15 protein-coding genes are annotated in these 17,314 nt (G+C 66.8%); 14 read left to right on the top strand and 1 reads right to left on the bottom strand.

The features are described from left to right. The first annotated feature begins 3 nt into the window (after nt 1-3). The 13 genes from nusA (at nt 4) to pnp (ending at nt 14,332) form a co-directional block, all read left to right on the top strand. Nucleotides 4-1,707, top strand: coding sequence for a transcription termination factor NusA (nusA, locus tag O5K31_RS17700; RefSeq protein WP_269715066.1), 1,704 nt, complete (start codon nt 4-6; stop codon nt 1,705-1,707). A gap of 47 nt (nt 1,708-1,754) precedes the next feature. Further along, nucleotides 1,755-2,396, top strand: coding sequence for an RNA-binding protein (locus tag O5K31_RS17695; protein ID WP_269715065.1), 642 nt, complete (start codon nt 1,755-1,757; stop codon nt 2,394-2,396). Between the two features lie 87 nt (nt 2,397-2,483). Continuing rightward, nucleotides 2,484-5,510 (top strand): translation initiation factor IF-2, encoded by a 3,027-nt coding sequence (infB, locus tag O5K31_RS17690; RefSeq protein WP_269715064.1) that lies wholly within the window; start codon nt 2,484-2,486, stop codon nt 5,508-5,510. A gap of 32 nt (nt 5,511-5,542) precedes the next feature. Then, entirely contained in the window at nt 5,543-6,328 is a 786-nt protein-coding gene (locus tag O5K31_RS17685) for a helix-turn-helix transcriptional regulator (RefSeq protein WP_269715063.1), read from the top strand. Between the two features lie 75 nt (nt 6,329-6,403). Further along, nucleotides 6,404-6,877: a hypothetical protein gene (locus O5K31_RS17680; RefSeq protein ID WP_269715062.1), complete on the top strand. Its 474-nt coding sequence runs from the start codon at nt 6,404-6,406 to the stop codon at nt 6,875-6,877. Nucleotides 6,878-6,930: 53 nt separating this feature from the next. Continuing rightward, nucleotides 6,931-7,443, top strand: coding sequence for a DUF2939 domain-containing protein (locus O5K31_RS17675; protein WP_269715061.1), 513 nt, complete (start codon nt 6,931-6,933; stop codon nt 7,441-7,443). After that, a complete protein-coding gene (locus O5K31_RS17670) occupies nt 7,440-7,964 on the top strand; it encodes a hypothetical protein (RefSeq protein ID WP_269715060.1) in 525 nt (174 codons plus the stop codon). The genes O5K31_RS17675 and O5K31_RS17670 overlap by 4 nt, the downstream gene beginning before the upstream one ends. 46 nt (nt 7,965-8,010) lie before the next feature. Then, complete coding sequence (locus tag O5K31_RS17665) at nt 8,011-9,378, top strand: serine hydrolase domain-containing protein (protein ID WP_269715059.1); 1,368 nt, start codon at nt 8,011-8,013, stop codon at nt 9,376-9,378. Between the two features lie 2 nt (nt 9,379-9,380). After that, nucleotides 9,381-10,223, top strand: coding sequence for a dienelactone hydrolase family protein (locus O5K31_RS17660; protein WP_269715058.1), 843 nt, complete (start codon nt 9,381-9,383; stop codon nt 10,221-10,223). A 69-nt stretch (nt 10,224-10,292) separates the two neighbouring features. Then, nucleotides 10,293-10,736 carry a 30S ribosome-binding factor RbfA gene (rbfA, locus tag O5K31_RS17655; RefSeq protein WP_269715057.1) on the top strand — a complete coding sequence of 148 codons (444 nt, stop codon included), beginning with the start codon at nt 10,293-10,295 and terminating at the stop codon, nt 10,734-10,736. A gap of 1 nt (nt 10,737) precedes the next feature. Next, nucleotides 10,738-11,670, top strand: a complete 933-nt coding sequence (gene truB / locus O5K31_RS17650; protein WP_269715056.1) for a tRNA pseudouridine(55) synthase TruB — start codon at nt 10,738-10,740, stop codon at nt 11,668-11,670. 14 nt (nt 11,671-11,684) lie between these two features. Next, complete coding sequence (gene rpsO, locus O5K31_RS17645) at nt 11,685-11,954, top strand: 30S ribosomal protein S15 (RefSeq protein WP_269715055.1); 270 nt, start codon at nt 11,685-11,687, stop codon at nt 11,952-11,954. Between the two features lie 233 nt (nt 11,955-12,187). Next, nucleotides 12,188-14,332, top strand: a complete 2,145-nt coding sequence (gene pnp, locus O5K31_RS17640; protein ID WP_269715054.1) for a polyribonucleotide nucleotidyltransferase — start codon at nt 12,188-12,190, stop codon at nt 14,330-14,332. 84 nt (nt 14,333-14,416) lie between these two features. On the opposite strand, the gene O5K31_RS17635 is transcribed toward pnp, so the two are convergent. Continuing rightward, nucleotides 14,417-14,794 (bottom strand): hypothetical protein, encoded by a 378-nt coding sequence (locus O5K31_RS17635; RefSeq protein WP_269715053.1) that lies wholly within the window; start codon nt 14,792-14,794, stop codon nt 14,417-14,419. Between the two features lie 164 nt (nt 14,795-14,958). Between O5K31_RS17635 and O5K31_RS17630 the strand changes: the two genes are divergently transcribed. Then, nucleotides 14,959-17,274 (top strand): TonB-dependent receptor, encoded by a 2,316-nt coding sequence (locus tag O5K31_RS17630; protein ID WP_269715052.1) that lies wholly within the window; start codon nt 14,959-14,961, stop codon nt 17,272-17,274. The last annotated feature ends 40 nt before the right edge of the window (nt 17,275-17,314 follow it).

Genomic DNA, 17,314 nt, shown 5'->3' with positions numbered 1-17,314 from the left:
TCCATGGCCACCGGCATTTCCGCCAACCGCCTTGAACTCCTGCAGATCGCTGACGCCGTCGCGCGTGAGAAGTCGATCGAAAAGGAGATCGTCATCGAGGCGATCGAGGACGCGATCCAGAAGGCGGCCCGCTCGCGCTACGGCGCCGAGCACGACATCCGCGTGAAGATCGATCCCAAGACCGGCGAAATGACGCTCAAGCGCGTCATCACCGTCGTGCCGGACGACTTCGAGATGGAAGGCGAACTGGGCAAGATCACGATCAGCGACGCCAAGCGGGCCGACAAGGAAGCCTTCGTCGGCCAGGTGACCGAAGAAATTCTGCCGCCCTTCGAATTCGGCCGCGTCCAGACCCAGATGGCTCGCCAGGTGGTGACCCATAAGGTCCGTGAAGCCGAACGCGAGCGTCAGTACGAAGAGTACAAGGACCGCGTGGGCGAGATCGTCAACGGCGTGGTCAAGCGCGTCGAATACGGCAACGTCGTCGTCGACCTGGGCCGTGGCGAAGGCATCATGCGCCGCGATCAGTCGATCCCGCGCGAGAACTTCCAGCTCAACGACCGCATCCGCGCCTACATCTACGACGTCCGTCGCGAGACCAAGGGCCCGCAGATCATGCTGTCGCGCGCCCACGGCGGCTTCATGGCCAAGCTGTTCGCGCAGGAAGTGCCAGAAGTCTATGACGGCGTCATCGAGATCCGCGCTGTGGCCCGCGACCCGGGCTCGCGCGCCAAGATGGCCGTCATCTCCAACGACAGCTCCATCGACCCCGTCGGCGCCTGCGTCGGCATGCGCGGCTCGCGCGTGCAGGCGGTGGTCGCCGAACTGCAGGGCGAGAAGATCGACATCATCCAGTGGTCCGAGGACGAGGCGACCTTTATCGTCAACGGTCTGGCTCCCGCCGAAGTCACCAAGGTGGTGATGGACGAGGAAGACGAGCGCGTCGAAGTGGTGGTGCCGGATGAACAGCTGTCGCTGGCCATCGGCCGCCGCGGCCAGAACGTCCGCCTCGCCTCCCAGCTGACCGGCTGGCAGATCGACATCATGACCGAAAGCCAAGAAAGCGAGCGCCGCCAGCGCGAGTTCGCCGAGCGCACCGCCCTGTTCCAGGAAGCGCTGGATGTGGACGAGGTCATCGCCCAGCTGCTGGTCACCGAAGGCTTCGCCTCGGTGGAGGACGTCGCCTATGTCGAGCCGCATGAGATCGCGGCCATCGAAGGCTTCGACGAGGACACCGCCGAAGAATTGCAGACCCGCGCCCGTGAATTCCTCGACAAGGAAGCGGCCGAATACGACGCCAAGCGCCGCGAGCTGGGTGTTGAGGACGGCGTGCTCGAGATCGAGGGCGTCACCCTTCCCATGGCCGTGGCCCTGGGCCAGGGCGACGTGAAGACCGTCGAGGATCTGGCGGGCCTGGTGCCGGACGACATGCGCGGCTGGTTCGAGAACAAGGGCGGCGAGCGCGTGCGCGAGCCGGGCATCCTGGAAAGCTTCAACCTGTCGCCTGACGACGCCGAGGCGCTGATCATGCGCGCGCGCATCGTCATGGGTTGGGTCGAGGCCCCGGAGGAGCCGGTCTATGAGGAAGAAGAAGTCGTGGCCGGCGAAGCCAGCCTCGACGACGCCGACCTCGATCCGGACAACGCCGTGAGCGAAGACGAGCGCCTGGCGCACGCCGAAGCCCAGGGCGAGTCCCGCGACGCCTAAGAGGATTTCAGCCGCCCGCTTCCTTAAGGAGGCGGGCGGTCCGTTTCATGACCGCACCCAGGACCCACGCCGAGGCGCATCGCGAGCGCCGCGACATCGTCACCGGCGAGGTGATGGACGAGGCCCGCCTGATCCGCTTCGTGGCGGCCCCGGACGGAACCGTCACGCCCGACCTTGCGCGCAAATTGCCCGGGCGGGGCCTTTGGGTGGCGGCTGATCGAGCCTCAATCGAGACGGCGGCCAAGAAGGGACTCTTCTCTCGCGCCGCCAAGACCAAGCTGGCTGTTCCGGCGGACCTGGTCGAGCAGGTGGAGCGTCTTTTGACGCAGCGCGTTCTGGATGGCCTGGGGCTTGCGCGCCGGGCCGGCCATCTTACCTTTGGCTTCGAGAAGGTCATTGCGACCCTCGCCGCCGGACGGGCGGCATGGCTGATCGAGGCCTCTGACGGGGCCGCCGACGGTCGACGCAAGATGCTAAATCAGGCCCGCAAGGCCTCGCCTGAACCCAAGATTTTTGGCGTTTTCACGTCGGAGGAATTGGGTTTGGCCTTGGGCGGGGAGAATGTGATACATACCGCCTTCCTTGCGGGGCGAGGCGCTGATCGCTGGACTTCTGAAGTCCTGCGGTTATCAGGCTTCCGCCCGCTACTTCCTCCTGAGTGGACGGCGAGTTGGCGCGAGGAACCGTAGATAAGGACTAGGTGAGGAATCGCCCGGTCCCTTTCGTGTTTGGAATTATGGGTCCGTCGGAACGCCGGCGGGTAGTCAAGCGAACGCATGAGCGACGAGAACGAAAACGGCCGCCCCGGACGGGCACCCCTGACCCTGAAGCCCCGTACGGGCTCGGTCAGTTCGGGCGTGGTGAAGCAAAGCTTCAGCCACGGGCGGTCGAAGACGGTGGCGGTTGAGATCAAGCGCGCGCGCAGCCATGCGCCCGCTGGGGGCAACCTTGCCGCACCGTCACCGGCGGAACGCCGTGACACCGCCCCGGCCCCACGGCCGGCGGCTCCGGCCGCGCCGCGTCCCGCCCCCACGTCGGGCGGCGCCGGCGGCTTGTCCGCTGAAGAGATGCAGGCGCGCCAACGCGCCATTGAACTGGCTCGCCAGCAGCAGGAACGCGACGCCGCCGAGCGCAGCGCCCGTGAAGCCGAGGCTCGCCGCAGCGCCGAGGCCGCAAAGGCCGCCGCCGCGGCGCCGGCTCCCGCGCCTGCTCCGGTCGAAGCGCCGCCGCCTCCCGCGGCTCCTGTCGCCGCGGCGCCAACTCCGGCCGCCCCGGTCGCAGCCCCAGCCCCGACGCCCGCTCCAGCGGCTCCTGTCGAAACTGTTCGCGCCGCGGCGCCCGCCGCGCCTTCGGCGAACCAAACCCGCACCTACGAGCCGAGCCGCGAACGTCGCGACGACCGCCCGACCACCACGACCTATCGCCCCGACCGTTCGGCCGGCGGCGGGGATCGCCCGCAGAACGTCTATGGCCAGCGCGCGCCGCGTGAAGACCGTCCGTTCAACCAGCGCGCCCCGCGCGAAGGCGCCACCTTCACTCCCGCGCCCCGTCCGCCCCGCGAAGGCGACCGTCCCCAAGGCGGCGGCTATCGCGGCGACCGTCCGCAAGGCGGTCAGGGTGGTGATCGCTCCGGCGGCGCCAACGCCGGTGGTGAAACGGTTCGCTATTCTGCCCTGGCTCCCAAGCCGGCGCCTCGTGACGGCGCCCGTCCGGGCGGTCCGCGCACCGGCGCCCGTCCTGGCGCACCGGCCGCTCCGGCCACGCCCGAGATTCAGCGCGCCACCCGTTCGACGCCGCGTCCCGGCTCGCTCAACCTCGACCGTCGCCCGGAAGAGGATGACGATCGTCGCAAGGGCGCGCCCGGCAAGGCCGTCTCGCGCACCAAGGGCCAGCCCCAGCGTCGCGAAGGCCGCCTGACGATCCAGACCGTGGCGGGCGACGGTGAGTCCGCCGACCGCATGCGCTCGCTCGCCTCGGTCCGCCGGGCTCGCGAACGCGAAAAGGAAAAGCGCCGTGGCGGCGCTCAGGAACAGGCGAAGGTCGCCCGCGAAGTCGTCATCCCGGACGTCATCACCGTCCAGGAGCTGGCCAACCGCATGGCCACGCGTGGTGTTGAGATCATCAAGTTCCTGATGCGTCAGGGTCTGATGCTCAAGATCAACGACGTGATCGACAGCGATACCGCCGAACTGGTGGCCACCGAATTTGGCCACACCGTCAAGCGCGTGTCGGAAGCCGACGTCGAAGAAGGCTTCATCGGCGCCGAGGACATCGACGATCACCTGGAGTCGCGCCCCCCGGTCGTGACCGTCATGGGCCACGTCGACCACGGCAAGACCTCGCTCCTCGACGCGCTGCGCTCCAGCGACATCGCGGCGGGCGAAGCCGGCGGCATCACCCAGCACATCGGCGCCTATCAGGTTCGCCTGAAGGACGGCCATCGCGTCACCTTCCTGGACACCCCGGGCCACGCCGCCTTCTCGGCCATGCGTGCTCGCGGCGCCAACATCACCGACATCGTCATCCTGGTGGTGGCCGGTGACGACGGTGTCATGCCTCAGACCATCGAAGCCATCCAGCACGCCAAGGCGGCCGGTGTCCCGATGATCGTGGCCGTGAACAAGATGGACAAGCCGGGCGCCGACGCGACCCGCGTGACCAACGAATTGCTGCAGCACGAGATCGTCGTCGAAAGCCTCGGCGGTGAGACCCAGATCGTCGAAGTCTCGGCCAAGACCCGCCAAGGCCTGGATGAGCTGATTGAACGCGTCCTGCTGCAGGCCGAGGTTCTCGACCTGAAGGCCAACCCGGACCGTATCGCGGATGGCGTGGTGATCGAAGCCAAGCTCGACAAGGGCCGCGGCGCCGTCTCCACCGTCCTGGTCAAGCGCGGCATGCTCAAGCGCGGCGACATCGTCGTGGCCGGCAGCCAGTGGGGCCGCGTGCGCGCCCTGCTGAACGAGCGTGACGAACAGCTGGCGGAAGCGGGTCCCTCCACCCCGGTGGAGATCCTGGGTCTCGACGGCGCGCCGTCGCCGGGCGATCCGTTCGCCGTGGTCGAAAACGAAGCCCGCGCCCGCGAGCTGACCGAGTACCGCATCCGCCTGAAGCGCGAGAAGTCGATGGCCCCCGTGGGCGCCGGCGCCTCGCTGGCCGACATGATGGCCAAGCTGCAGGACAAGAAGCTTCGCGAACTGCCGCTGGTCATCAAGGCCGACGTGCAGGGCTCGGCCGAAGCGATCATCGGCTCGCTGGACAAGCTGGGCACCGACGAGGTCCGCGCGCGGATCATCCTGTCGGGCGCCGGCGCGATCAGCGAGAGCGACGTCACCTTGGCCAAGGGCGCCAACGCCCCGGTCATCGGCTTCAACGTCCGCGCCTCCAAGCAGGCCCGTGACCTGGCCGAGCGCGAAGGCGTCGAGATCCGCTACTACTCGATCATCTACGATCTGATCGACGACATCAAAGGCGTCATGTCGGGAATGCTTTCGCCCATCCAGCGCGAAACCTTCCTGGGCAACGCCGAAGTGCTTCAGGCGTTCGACATCACCAAGATCGGCAAGGTCGCCGGTTGCCGTGTCACCGAAGGCGTCGTGCGCAAGGGCGCCCGGGTCCGTATCGTCCGCGAGGGCGTGGTGGTTCTCGAACTCGGCACCCTGCAGACGCTCAAGCGCTTCAAGGACGAGGTCAACGAGGTCCCGTCCGGCCAGGAATGCGGCATGGCCTTCGCAGGCTTCCAGGACATCCGTCCTGGGGATCTGATCGAATGCTTCACCGTCGAAGAAGTGAAGCGGTCGCTCTAGGCGACACGCCAAAAAATGGAAGGGCCGCGCGGATGACTATCTACGCGGCCCTTTTTTCTTCCGACCTTTTCCAGATCAGCGACTTCTCCACCCGTGAAGCCGGCGCCCGCGCGCCGGGCTGCGTTGACCATTCCGACTTCGGTCTGGTGCGACGGGGAGCCTATGTCTGCCAGATGCGCGGCAGGGCCCACGTGGCCGACCCGGCCGGAGGGCTGATCTACTACGCCGGCGACGAGTATTGGGTGACCGGCGCGGGTCCCGACGGCTTTGACTGCACCGTCTTCGAACCGGCTCCAGAGGTGATGGACGAGGCGATCATCGCCGGTTCGCTGACCTCGCCGCTCAGCAGCGACACTCAGCTGGCTCACGTCCGCCTCTATCGCACCGCGCGCCTGTGCGCCGACCGCCTGACCGTAGAAGAAGCGGCCATGGAACTGCTGGGCGGCCTGGCCCGCGACCGCCAGGAAGTGGCCGGCGTCACGCCCAGCGCCAGGGACGAAAAGCGCGTCGCCGCCGCGCGCGCCCTCATCGCGGCCGATCTCTCCGCGCCGCTGGGCCTGTCCGACATCGCGTCGGAGGCCGCCTGTTCGCCGTTTCACTTGGCTCGCCTCTTCCGGTCCGTGACGGGCAGGTCGCTGCGCGACTATCGCCTTCGGCTGCGCCTCGCCGCGGCTCTTCACCGTCTGGAGGAGGGCGAGCGCGACCTGACCGCCACGGCGCTCGATGTCGGCTTTTCCAGCCACAGCCACATGACCGCCGCCTTCCGGCGCTGCTTTGGCGCGCCACCCACCGTGCTGCGCTACGCCTTGGCGCGCTAGAAGCGCAGGTTTTTGAAAGCGGCGCGCCCTGCCCGCGCCCTACGCCAGGACATCTTCGTTTCCTGGAGCCAGCCCATGAGCCGTCTGTCCGGACCCCTAACCGCCATGATCGTCGGCGGGCTCGCCGCCGGGACATTCGATATAATCGCCGCCTGCCTGTCATGGGCGCCCCGTGGCGTCACGCCGGTTCAAATCCTCAAGAGCATCGCCGCGGGACTACTGGGCAAGGGCGCTTTCGCGGGCGGGGCCGGCGTGGCGGCGCTGGGCCTGTTCCTGCACTTCGCCATCGCAATGGCCGCCGCCGGGGTCTTCGTTCTGGTGGCGACCCGCGTCCTGCCGCAGCTTCTTGAACGACCCTTCGTCTGGGGGCCGCTATTCGGTCTGGCCATGTTCGGGGTGATGAACGCCGTGGTCCTGCCCCTCAGCGCCAATCCGCCCCAGCGCGCGACCGAGCCTTTCCATGTTCTGCTCGGCCTGTTCGTCCACGCCCTCGCCTTTGGCCTGCCCATCGGTCTCGCCGCCTGGCGCTTCGCCCGGCCACCGGCCTAGAAACCGCCGCCTTCGGACTGTCTCCTAGCGCGCCTCGCCGCTAAAAGAGCGACATGAGACAGCTCCTCGTCCTTCCGCTTCTGATCGCGACCCTTGTGCTCAGCGCCTGCGCCACGGTCTCGCGTGTCGACGCCTCAAACGACGTTCACGCCCTGCTGATCGCCATCCGCGACAATGACGGCGCGACTTTCGACCGGCACGTCGACAAGGTCGCTCTCAAGCGCCAGCTGGAAAGCCGCATCGTCGAGCAGACCCGTCAGTCCGGGGCTCCGGATGGGCTCAAGGCGCTGGGCTACATGCTGTCGCGCTCGGTCGCCGACCTGGCCGGCGACGCTCTGCTGCGACCAACGGTGTTTCGCACCGCCGCCGAGTTTTACGGCTATCGCCCCACCATGCCGATCCCAGGCCGCCTGGCCATCGCCAGCGCGCTACGCCCAATTGGCGGCGGCCGTGTTTGCGCGGCGCGGAGTGAAAAAGGCCCCTGCCTGCTGACCTTCGCCAACCAGGGCGGGGTCTGGAAGCTGGTCAGCTTCGACGGCGCGATCTCAGAGTTGAAATTGCCATGAGACGTCTAGCCCTGGCGGCGATCGCCGCCTTCGTCCTCGCTTCGCCCGCCGCCGCGGCGACCCGCATCTTCTCCTATGATCCGGTCTCGCCTGACGCCAAGCGGTTGACCGGCCAGGGCCTGACCTTTCTGTTCGAGACGCGCCTGCTGGGCGGCGGCAAGGTTCGCAAGATCATGGCCACCGCAGTGCCCGCGGCCGCCGAGGTCAAGCCGGCCGGAATAGGCCCGCTCAAGGGCGCCGAGATCATCCCGGCGGACCTCTACGAGATCGACGCCTCCAAGGCCCAGGGCAAGGTCTATGTCCGCGCCTTCTGCCCCGGCTCGACTCGCGTGTGGCTCGCAGTGGGCACGCTGCGCCATGGCTATGACCTGAAGGTCCAGGTGCTGGGCGACGATCCCGCCGGCGGTCCGGCCCGGACCTGCGCCAGCATGGACTTCGCCTTCCGGGGTGAATGGCGTCTGCCGGCAGGATCGCGTCCGGACCCCTTCGAGGAACCGTTCGACAGCAGTTTGCGGTTCTGATCGAACACGGGTTAGCCTCGCTCCGGGCGGATGGTCGGAGGCGGGGATGCGAGTGTTCCGAAACGCGTTTGTGTCGGCGGTGCTGGCCTTCGCGTCGCCAGCCGTCGCCGAAATACCAAAGGCCCAGATCGACGCGATCATAAACGAAGTGCTGGCCGAAAGCGGCTCGCCCTCGGCCTCGGTCGCCGTGGTTCAGGACGGCCGGATCGCCCACCTCGCCGCCTTCGGACAGGCCCGGCTCGACCCGCCGGTCGTCGCCACAACCGAGACCCGATACGGCATCGCCTCGGTCTCCAAACAGTTCACCGCCGCCTCCATCCTGCTGCTGGCCGACGACGGCAAGCTCACCCTGGACGACCCTGTCGGCCGTTATGTCCCCAACCTCACCGACGGTGACCGCATCACCCTGCGGGACGTGCTCAACAACGTGTCGGGCTATACCGATTACTGGCCGCAGGACTTCGTTTTCGCGCGCATGAAGCTGCCGGCCAGCCGCGACGACATTCTGAATGGCTGGGCCCGCACGCCGCTCGAGTTCCCCACGAGGACGGAGTACCGCTACTCCAATACCGGTTTCGTGGTGGCCGGCATGGTGGTCGAGAAGGTCAGCGGGCAGAGTCTGATGGACTTCCAGCGCCGGCGCATTTTTGACCCGCTGCGCATGACCGGCGTGACCGAGAACGACAGCGCGCCGCTCAAGTCGCCCGACGCGGCCAACTACACGCGCTATGGCGCGGGCGCCCTGCGGCCCGCTGACAAGGAAGGTCCCGGCTGGCTGTTCGCCGCCGCGCATCTGGCCATGCGCCCGGCGGACCTGGCCCTGTGGAACATCAGCCTGATGGACGCCAGCCTGCTCAAGCCGGCCTCGGTCGCCGCCCTGACCCAGCCCGGCGTGCTCAAGAGCGGGCAGCCGACAAGCTATGCACTGGGCCTGCGCGTTTCGGTGCAGGACGGCCGCCGGGTGTGGAGCCATGGCGGCGCGCTGTCGGGAGTGCATACCGACAACCGCATCTGGCCAGACGAGAAGCTGGCCTTGAGCGTGATGGTCAACACCGAGGACAATCAGGCCCAGAGCGTCATCGCCGACCGGCTGGCGTTTCTGCTTCTCCCCTCCACCGAAGATGCGGCGATCATGCGCGGGCTTTTGGCCGATGCCGCGGCGGGCCGCATCGACCGCTCGCGCCTGACGCCCAACGCCGACGCCTTCTTCACGCCGCAGGTGCTGGCCGACTACCAAACCTCGCTCTCGGCCCTGGGGCCGCTGCGCCTGCTACGCCGAACCGGGGGCAGCAAGCGGGGCGGCATGACCTATGCCAGCTTCGACGCCGTCTATGCCGGCAAGGTGCTGTGGGTCAGCTTGCGCATGACCCCGGACGGCAAAATCGAGCAGTTCATGGCAGGCCCGAAGGTGTGAAGATGGCCGGAGAATTCGACGACGCCGCCGGCTACGATTCCGGTGACTTGGACGACTTCGAACACTTCGTCTTCGACGATGGCCGCTGGTCGCGCGACGTCTATCGAAAGGGCTCTGGCCCGGCGGTGATCGTCATCCACGAAATTCCGGGTTTGCACCCGCTGGTGATCCGCTTCGCCGAGGATCTGGTGGCCGCCGGCATGACCGTCTTCTGCCCGAGCCTGATGGGCCAGCCAGGGCGGCCGGTGACGCCCAACTATGCGCGCGGCGTGATTCTCAAGACCCTGTGCGTGCGACGCGAGTTCACGGTGTGGGCCACCGACCGCTCCAGCCCCATCGTCGACTGGCTGCGCGCCCTGGCCCGCAAGGCCCATGCCGAGTGCGGCGGGCCGGGGGTGGGCTCGGTGGGCATGTGCTTCACCGGCGGCTTCGCCCTGGCCATGATGACCGAACCTTCGGTGATCGCCCCGGTGCTGTCACAGCCGTCCCTGCCGCTCGGCAAGAAGGGCGCGGCATCCCTGGGCTGCTCCAAGGACGAGATCGCTTGCGCCCGACAGCGGTTCGAGGCCGAGGATCTGTCCTTGCTTGGTTTGCGCTTCCGAGACGACCCTTTCGTGCCCGCCGCGCGGTTCGACGCCTATCGCAAGGCCTTCGGCGACCGGTTCGAGGCGATCGAGCTGGACCCTGCCTCGGCGCGGCCAGGGACGGGCCGCACGCCCCACTCGGTACTGTCCGCGCATCTGGATCGATCCGACCCCGAAGGCCCGACCATGCAGGCCCGCGACCGGGTCGTGGAGTTCTTCCGCCAGAGGCTGAGGGTGGACACGTCGGCTCCGCGGGCCTAGAAGCGCGCCCTTCCATTCTCCCCGCGACCGGCGTTCGACCCGTCGGCCGGGCCAGCAGTCCGAAAGCCCATGAAACGCCAACAGAACAAGGGCGCCCCCACGGGCCCCACCCAGCGCCAGCTTCGCGCTGGCGAGTTGATCCGCCACGCCCTGGTCGATGTCTTTCGCGAAGAAGAGCTTCAGGACGAAGCGCTGCAGGGCGTCTCGATCACCGTCACCGAGGTTCGACTGAGCCCCGACCTGCGTCACGCCATCTGCTTTGTGGAGCCGCTGGGCGCGGGTGTGTCGGGCGCGCCGACCGACGAGGTGGTCGCAGGCCTCAACCGTGTATCGAAGTTTCTGCGCGGGCGGCTGGGCCGCAACATCGACATGAAGTTCACCCCGGACCTGAAGTTCATCCACGACGAGAGCTTCAACGCCGCCACCGAGATGGACAAGCTGTTCTCGAACCCGCGCGTTCAGCAGGACATCCGCCGCCTCAGCGACGTGCTGGGCGACGAGGACGAAGACTAGGATGGCCCGCCGCAAGAAGGGCGACGCCATCAGCGGCTGGGTCAATCTGGACAAGCCATACGATCTGGGATCGACCCATGCGGTCAGCCGTGTCCGCCGGGCTTTCAACGCCCAGAAGGCGGGTCATGCCGGCACGCTCGACCCGTTGGCCACTGGCATACTGCCGTTGGCCCTGGGCGAGGCGACCAAGACCGTCCCGTTCCTGATGGACGCGGACAAAACCTATCGCTTCACCATCGAATGGGGCCGCACCACAGCCACTTTCGACCGGGAAGGCGAAACCACGGCCCAGTCCGACGTGCGCCCTACACCCGAGCAGGTCGCCGCCGCCCTGCCGGCCTTCGTGGGCGAGATCGATCAGGTCCCGCCCGCCTATTCGGCGATCAAGGTGGACGGCGAGCGGGCCTATGACCTGGCCCGCGAGGGGGTCGAGTTCGAGCTTAAGACCCGCAAGGTCAACATCTACGCCCTGTCCATGGTCGCCGCGCCTGACGCCGACCATGTCGAGCTGGAGATGGATTGCGGCAAGGGCACCTATGTGCGCGCGGTGGTCCGCGACCTGTCGGACGCCCTCGGCGCCTGCGGCCATGTGAGCCAGCTTCGCCGAACGCGGGTGGGCGCGTTCACCGAGGCGACGGCGATAACACTGGAAACTCTTGAGAATTTCGACTATGACGCGCGCTTGTCGGAGGCATTGCTTCCGGTCGAGACCGCGCTGGACGACATCCCGGCGTTGGCCGTGACCGATGAAGACGCCTTCCGGCTTGCCCAGGGACGGCCGATCGTTCTCGTTCCCCGACAGGTAGAAACGCTGAAAGCCCAGCTCACGCTGGGCGACCGCACCGTTTCCGCCATGAACGGAGAGAAGATCGTCGCCCTGTGCGAGATGCGCGCCGGACGGCTCAATCCGGTGCGGGTCTTCCAACTCACCTGAGCGGAGACAACCCGATGTCGATCACTGCAGAGCGCAAATCCGCGCTCATCACCGAACATGCCCGCACTCAAGGTGATACGGGCAGCGCTGAAGTCCAGGTCGCGATCCTTTCGGAACGCATCTCGAACCTGACCGAGCACTTCAAGACGCACAAGAAGGACAATCACTCGCGCCGCGGCCTGCTGAAGCTGGTCTCGCAACGCCGGTCGCTCCTTGATCACCTGAAGAAGTCCGACGAAGGTCGCTATGCGACCCTCATCGAAAAGCTGGGTCTGCGCCGCTAAGCGCATCCCTTGCCGCCCATTCCCGTCGCCGGGGATGGGCGGTCCAGTTTTCGCCATCACCCTTGGACAGGCTTAGGATGATGGCGCCCGGGATGTTCCCCGGCTTGATAATCGGGGGTTCAAAGCAATCCTCGACAGCCTGTCGACCGGAGAGGATTCCGCCACGCCCGCCGGGCCTGCCGCCCCTGTCCGCCCCCGAGGAAATGGGTCTTCGGGAACCGAAAGAAGCAAGAATGTTCGATATCAAACGCAAGACCATCGAGTGGGGCGGCAAGACGCTGGTCCTCGAAACCGGCCGTATCGCCCGTCAAGCCGACGGCGCCGTGCTGGCGACCATGGGCGAGACCGTCGTCCTCGCCACCGCCGTCTTCGCCAAGTCGCAGAAGCCGGGTCAGGATTTCTTCCCCCTGACGGTCAACTACCAGGAAAAGACCTTCGCCGCCGGCAAGATCCCGGGCGGCTTCTTTAAGCGTGAAGGCCGTCCGTCGGAAAAGGAGACCCTGGTCTCCCGCCTGATCGACCGTCCGATCCGCCCCCTGTTCGTCAAGGGCTTCAAGAACGAAGTGCAGGTCGTCTGCACCGTCCTGCAGCATGACCTCGAGAACGATCCCGACATCCTGGCCATGGTCGCGGCGTCCGCCGCCCTGACCCTGTCCGGCGCCCCGTTCATGGGCCCGATCGGCGCCGCGCGCGTCGGCTATATCGACGGCGAATACGTGCTGAACCCGACGCTCGACGAGCTGAAGGAAAGCGCCATGGACCTCGTGGTCGCCGGCACCACCGACGCGGTGATGATGGTCGAATCCGAGATCAAGGAACTGACCGAAGAAGTGGTCCTGGGCGGCGTCAACTTCGCCCATGCCCAGATTCAGCCGGTGATCGAAGCGATCATCGAACTGGCCGAACACGCCGCCAAGGAGCCTTTCGACTTCACGGCGGAAGACACGGACGCGATCAAGGCCGAAATGAAGGGCCTCGTGGGCGCCGATATCGCCGCCGCCTACAAGATTCAGAAGAAGCAAGACCGCCAGGAAGCCATCGGCGTCGCCAAGAAGAAGGCGATCGCGGCCATGGGCCTGTCGGACACCAACCCGGCCGGTATGGACGTCAACAAGCTGGCCGGCGTGTTCAAGGAACTGGAAGCCGACGTCGTCCGTCGCGGCATCCTGGACACCGGCCTGCGCATCGACGGCCGCACCGTCGACAAGGTCCGTCCGATCCTGGGCGAAGTGGGCATCCTGCCCCGCACCCACGGCTCGGCCCTGTTCACCCGCGGCGAAACCCAGGCCATCGTGGTCGCGACCCTGGGCACCGGCGACGACGAGCAGTTCATCGACGCCCTGGAAGGCACCTACAAGGAATCCTTCCTGCTGCACTACAACTTCCCGCCCTATTCGGTGGGTGAGACGGGCCGCATGGGCTCGCCGGGTCGCCGCGAAATCGGCCACGGCAAGCTGGCCTGGCGCGCCATCCGTCCGATGCTGCCGGCCAAGGAAGACTTCCCCTACACCATCCGTCTGGTGTCGGAGATCACCGAGTCCAACGGCTCGTCCTCGATGGCCACGGTCTGCGGCGCCTCGCTGGCCATGATGGATGCGGGCGTGCCGCTGATCCGTCCGGTCTCGGGCATCGCCATGGGCCTGATCCTGGAAAGCGACGGCTTCGCCGTTCTGTCCGACATCCTGGGTGACGAAGATCACCTGGGCGACATGGACTTCAAGGTCGCCGGCACCTCGGAAGGCATCACCAGCCTTCAGATGGACATCAAGATCGCCGGCATCACGCCCGCCATCATGGAACAGGCTCTGAAGCAGGCGAAAGCCGGCCGCGACCACATCCTGGGCGAGATGAACAAGGCCATGGACGCCCCGCGCGACAGCGTCGGCGACTTCGCCCCGAAGATCGAAACCATCTCCATCCCGACCGACAAAATCCGTGAAGTGATCGGTTCGGGCGGCAAGGTGATCCGCGAGATCGTCGAGAAGACCGGCGCCAAGGTCGATATCAGCGACGACGGCACCGTGAAGGTCTCGGCCTCGGACGGGGCCAAGATCGAAGCGGCCGTGAAGTGGATCAAGTCGATCACGCAGGAAGCGGAAGTCGGCGCGATCTACGACGGCAAGGTCGTCAAGGTCGTGGACTTCGGCGCCTTCGTGAACTTCTTCGGCGCCAAGGACGGCCTCGTTCACGTCAGCCAGATCAGCAACGAGCGAGTCTCCAAGCCCAGCGACGTGCTGACCGAAGGCCAGACCGTGAAGGTCAAGCTCCTGGGCTTCGACGATCGCGGCAAGACCAAGCTTTCGATGAAGGTCGTCGATCAGGTGACGGGTGAAGACCTGTCGGCCAAGGCCGACGCCAAGGAAGACGCGGAAGCCTAAGCCTCCGCTTCAACCGAAGCTGAAATACAGCGGGCGGCCCAGCGATGGGCCGCCCGTTTTGCGTTCAGGGCCTGGGGGAGGCGATCAGTAAGGAATAGCCGGCGGTGGGGCCTTGGTCGCGTCGGTCGCCGCCTCGGCGGGCGGCGGGGCGGCGGTCTGCGTCGGCGTGGCGCTGGGCAGGGGGACTGGGGCGGGCGCGGTATCGGCGGTCTCGACGACCTCCTCCTCCTTGGGCTCTTCCTTGGGCTTTTCGGCGACCTTCTTGGTCTCGATAAGCGGCGCGCCCAGTGGGACGGCGTCCTTGGCCGGCGCGGCTAGCTGGCTATCGGGAACCGCGGCGGCCACCGTCGGCGGCCCCTGGCGCTGAAACGCGCCCTGAACCCCGACGCCAAATCCGCACACAGCGCAGACGGCGAGGGCGGCGACAACGATCGGCAGCTTGTTTTTGGGCGGCATCCACATGAGGCGAGAGCCTAATCCGCTCCGAAGCGCCCGAAAAGCGGATGTTGCGATCCGCCCGCCCTCGTTCTGCGAATGATTATCATTGCATTGCGAAAGTGTTGCAAATAAGAACGCCTCGCAATCGCAGCGCTGGAACGCGATGCGAGCTGATCGGGGATAATTTCATGCGTAACATCAACTCTTCCGGCGTCCGCGCCCGAGCCAAGCGCGCCATGGGCGTCGCCGCCGTGGCCGGGGCCGCCGGCCTGTCGCTGGCGCCCGCCGCCTTCGCCGCCGAAATGGACGCCGCCGCCGATGCGCCGACCGAAGTGTCGGGCGTCGATATCGAGGCCGCCGTCGGCTCCAAGCCGCAATCGCCCAAGTTCACCGCTCCCCTGGTGGACACCCCGCGCTCCATCACCGTCATTCCGCAAAAGGTCATCGATCAGACCGCGGCGACCTCGCTGCAGGATCTGCTCCGCACCTCGCCCGGCATCACCTTCGGCGCAGGCGAAGGCGGCCAGCCCCTGGCCGACCGTCCGTTCATCCGCGGCCAGAGCAGCGGCAACAACATCTTCGTCGATAACCTGCGCGACACCGGCGGCCAGATCCGGGAAGTCTTCGCCCTGGAGCAGGTCGAGGTCGTGAAGGGCCCCGACAGCGCCTACAACGGCCGCGGTTCGGGCGGCGGCAGCATCAACCTGTCGACGAAGAAGCCGCGCCTGGAAACCTTCGTGACCGGTTCGGCCCGCGCGGGAACTGATGACTATCTGCGCGGCGCGATCGACGCCAACTACCAGCTGGGCGCCACCTCGGCGATCCGCCTGAACATCATGGGCACGCAAGGCAATACGCCCGGCCGTCCGGACGTGGTGGACTTCGAGCGTCTCGGCTTCCTTGGCGCATTGTCCTACGGCCTGGGAACCGAGACCCGCGTCACCGCCAGCTACTACCATCTGGAAAGCGACGACATGCCCGACTACGGCGTGCCGCTGATGACCAAGGTTCCGGGCTACCCGCGTACCGAAAGCGGCGTGCTGCCTGTCGGTCGCGACGCCTTCTACGGCCTGACGGCCCGCGATTTCGCCAAGACCTCGGCCGATATCGGCACCTTCTTCGTCGAGCACGACTTCAACGACCGCATCTCGATCCGCAATGTCTTCCGCTACAGCGAGACGGTGAACGACTACATCGTCACCAACCCGGGCGATGGCGGCGCGGCCCAGTTCGTGGCCGGCGAATGGTGGATGAAGCGCGGCACCAAGAGCCGCTGGAACGAAACCAAGACCGTCGCCAACGTCACTGAGGTCTACGGCAAGTTCACCACCGGCGGGCTCGAGCACAGCTTCGCCACCGGCTTTGAAGTCAGCCGCGAGGTCAACGACAACGCCTCCTACGTGATCTACACCACGGCCGGCTCGGCCTGCCCGACGGGCTTCACGAACAACGTCACCAACGCCGGCGTGGGCGACTGCACCCGCGTCTTCGCGCCCAACCCGAACGATCCTTGGACGGGCCTGACCCCGCTGGGCGCGGTGAGCACCAGCCGCACTCGCTCGGGCGGCGTCTATGCCTTCGACACCATCAGCTTCGGCGAAAAGTGGTTGCTGAATCTCGGCGCTCGCTACGATGAGTACGGCGTCACCGGCATCACTCGGTCCTCGACCAGCGCCGCGGGCGTGATCACCGGCCAGACCGCCTCCACGCCGCCGAAGGGAAACTGGGATTTCTTCAACTACCAGGTCGGCCTGGTCTACAAGCCGGTCACGAACGCCAGCGTCTATGTGTCGTTCGGCACCTCCTCGACCCCGCCCACCCTGGCCGGCGGTGACCAGAACGCGGTCCCGGGCGGCACGGGCGGCGGCTCCAACGGCCAGGCCCCGACGACGGTCTTGGATCCGGAAGAAACCGAAAGCATCGAAGCCGGCGTGAAGTGGTCGCTGTTCCGCGATCAGCTCCAGCTTTCGGGCGCGGTCTTCCAGCTGAAGCGCAAGAACGCGCAAATCCAGGTCCAGGCCGGTGTCTATGAGCAGGCCGGCGAGGCCGAGGTCACCGGCGTCGAACTGGGCGTCTCGGGCAATGTCACCGACAAGTGGCAGGTGTTCGGTGGCTACACCTTCCAGGACAGCGAGCTGGTTCGCGGCGCCTACACCAACGTCAATGTCGGCGATCCGCTGGCCAACACGCCCAAGCACAGCTTCAGCATGTTCTCGACCTACAAGGTCTTCGACAAGCTCTCGCTCGGCGGCGGCGCCTACTACGTCTCCAAGAGCTTCGGCGGCAACCAGGGCGGCGCGGGCGGCGGCGCCAACGCCATCTACGCTCCGGACTACTGGCGCTTCGACGCTTTCGCGGCCTACCAGATCAACGACCGGGCGGACCTGCAGCTGAACGTCCAGAACGTGGGCGACAAGGAATACATCGCCCGCACCAACGGCGTTCATCACGCGGACTACGGGGCCGGCCGCCAGGCCATCGTGACCCTGAACGTCCGCTACTAGTCTAAGGGGCGGCGCGGAGCTCCCTCCCACGCCGCCTCAT

This window comes from Caulobacter sp. NIBR2454, from assembly GCF_027474405.1.
Taxonomy (GTDB): Bacteria; Pseudomonadota; Alphaproteobacteria; order Caulobacterales; family Caulobacteraceae; genus Caulobacter.
This window is presented reverse-complemented; position numbering and strand designations above follow the sequence as displayed.

Excerpts from the sequence above, each read along its gene's own strand:
- nusA (WP_269715066.1), top strand. The coding sequence starts at position 4 with ATGGCCACCGGCATTTCCGCCAACCGCCTTGAACTCCTGCAGATCGCT.
- O5K31_RS17695 (WP_269715065.1), top strand. The coding sequence starts at position 1,755 with ATGACCGCACCCAGGACCCACGCCGAGGCGCATCGCGAGCGCCGCGAC.
- infB (WP_269715064.1), top strand. The coding sequence starts at position 2,484 with ATGAGCGACGAGAACGAAAACGGCCGCCCCGGACGGGCACCCCTGACC.
- O5K31_RS17685 (WP_269715063.1), top strand. The coding sequence starts at position 5,543 with ATGACTATCTACGCGGCCCTTTTTTCTTCCGACCTTTTCCAGATCAGC.
- O5K31_RS17680 (WP_269715062.1), top strand. The coding sequence starts at position 6,404 with ATGAGCCGTCTGTCCGGACCCCTAACCGCCATGATCGTCGGCGGGCTC.
- O5K31_RS17675 (WP_269715061.1), top strand. The coding sequence starts at position 6,931 with ATGAGACAGCTCCTCGTCCTTCCGCTTCTGATCGCGACCCTTGTGCTC.
- O5K31_RS17670 (WP_269715060.1), top strand. The coding sequence starts at position 7,440 with ATGAGACGTCTAGCCCTGGCGGCGATCGCCGCCTTCGTCCTCGCTTCG.
- O5K31_RS17665 (WP_269715059.1), top strand. The coding sequence starts at position 8,011 with ATGCGAGTGTTCCGAAACGCGTTTGTGTCGGCGGTGCTGGCCTTCGCG.
- O5K31_RS17660 (WP_269715058.1), top strand. The coding sequence starts at position 9,381 with ATGGCCGGAGAATTCGACGACGCCGCCGGCTACGATTCCGGTGACTTG.
- rbfA (WP_269715057.1), top strand. The coding sequence starts at position 10,293 with ATGAAACGCCAACAGAACAAGGGCGCCCCCACGGGCCCCACCCAGCGC.
- truB (WP_269715056.1), top strand. The coding sequence starts at position 10,738 with ATGGCCCGCCGCAAGAAGGGCGACGCCATCAGCGGCTGGGTCAATCTG.
- rpsO (WP_269715055.1), top strand. The coding sequence starts at position 11,685 with ATGTCGATCACTGCAGAGCGCAAATCCGCGCTCATCACCGAACATGCC.
- pnp (WP_269715054.1), top strand. The coding sequence starts at position 12,188 with ATGTTCGATATCAAACGCAAGACCATCGAGTGGGGCGGCAAGACGCTG.
- O5K31_RS17635 (WP_269715053.1), bottom strand. The coding sequence starts at position 14,794 with ATGTGGATGCCGCCCAAAAACAAGCTGCCGATCGTTGTCGCCGCCCTC.
- O5K31_RS17630 (WP_269715052.1), top strand. The coding sequence starts at position 14,959 with ATGCGTAACATCAACTCTTCCGGCGTCCGCGCCCGAGCCAAGCGCGCC.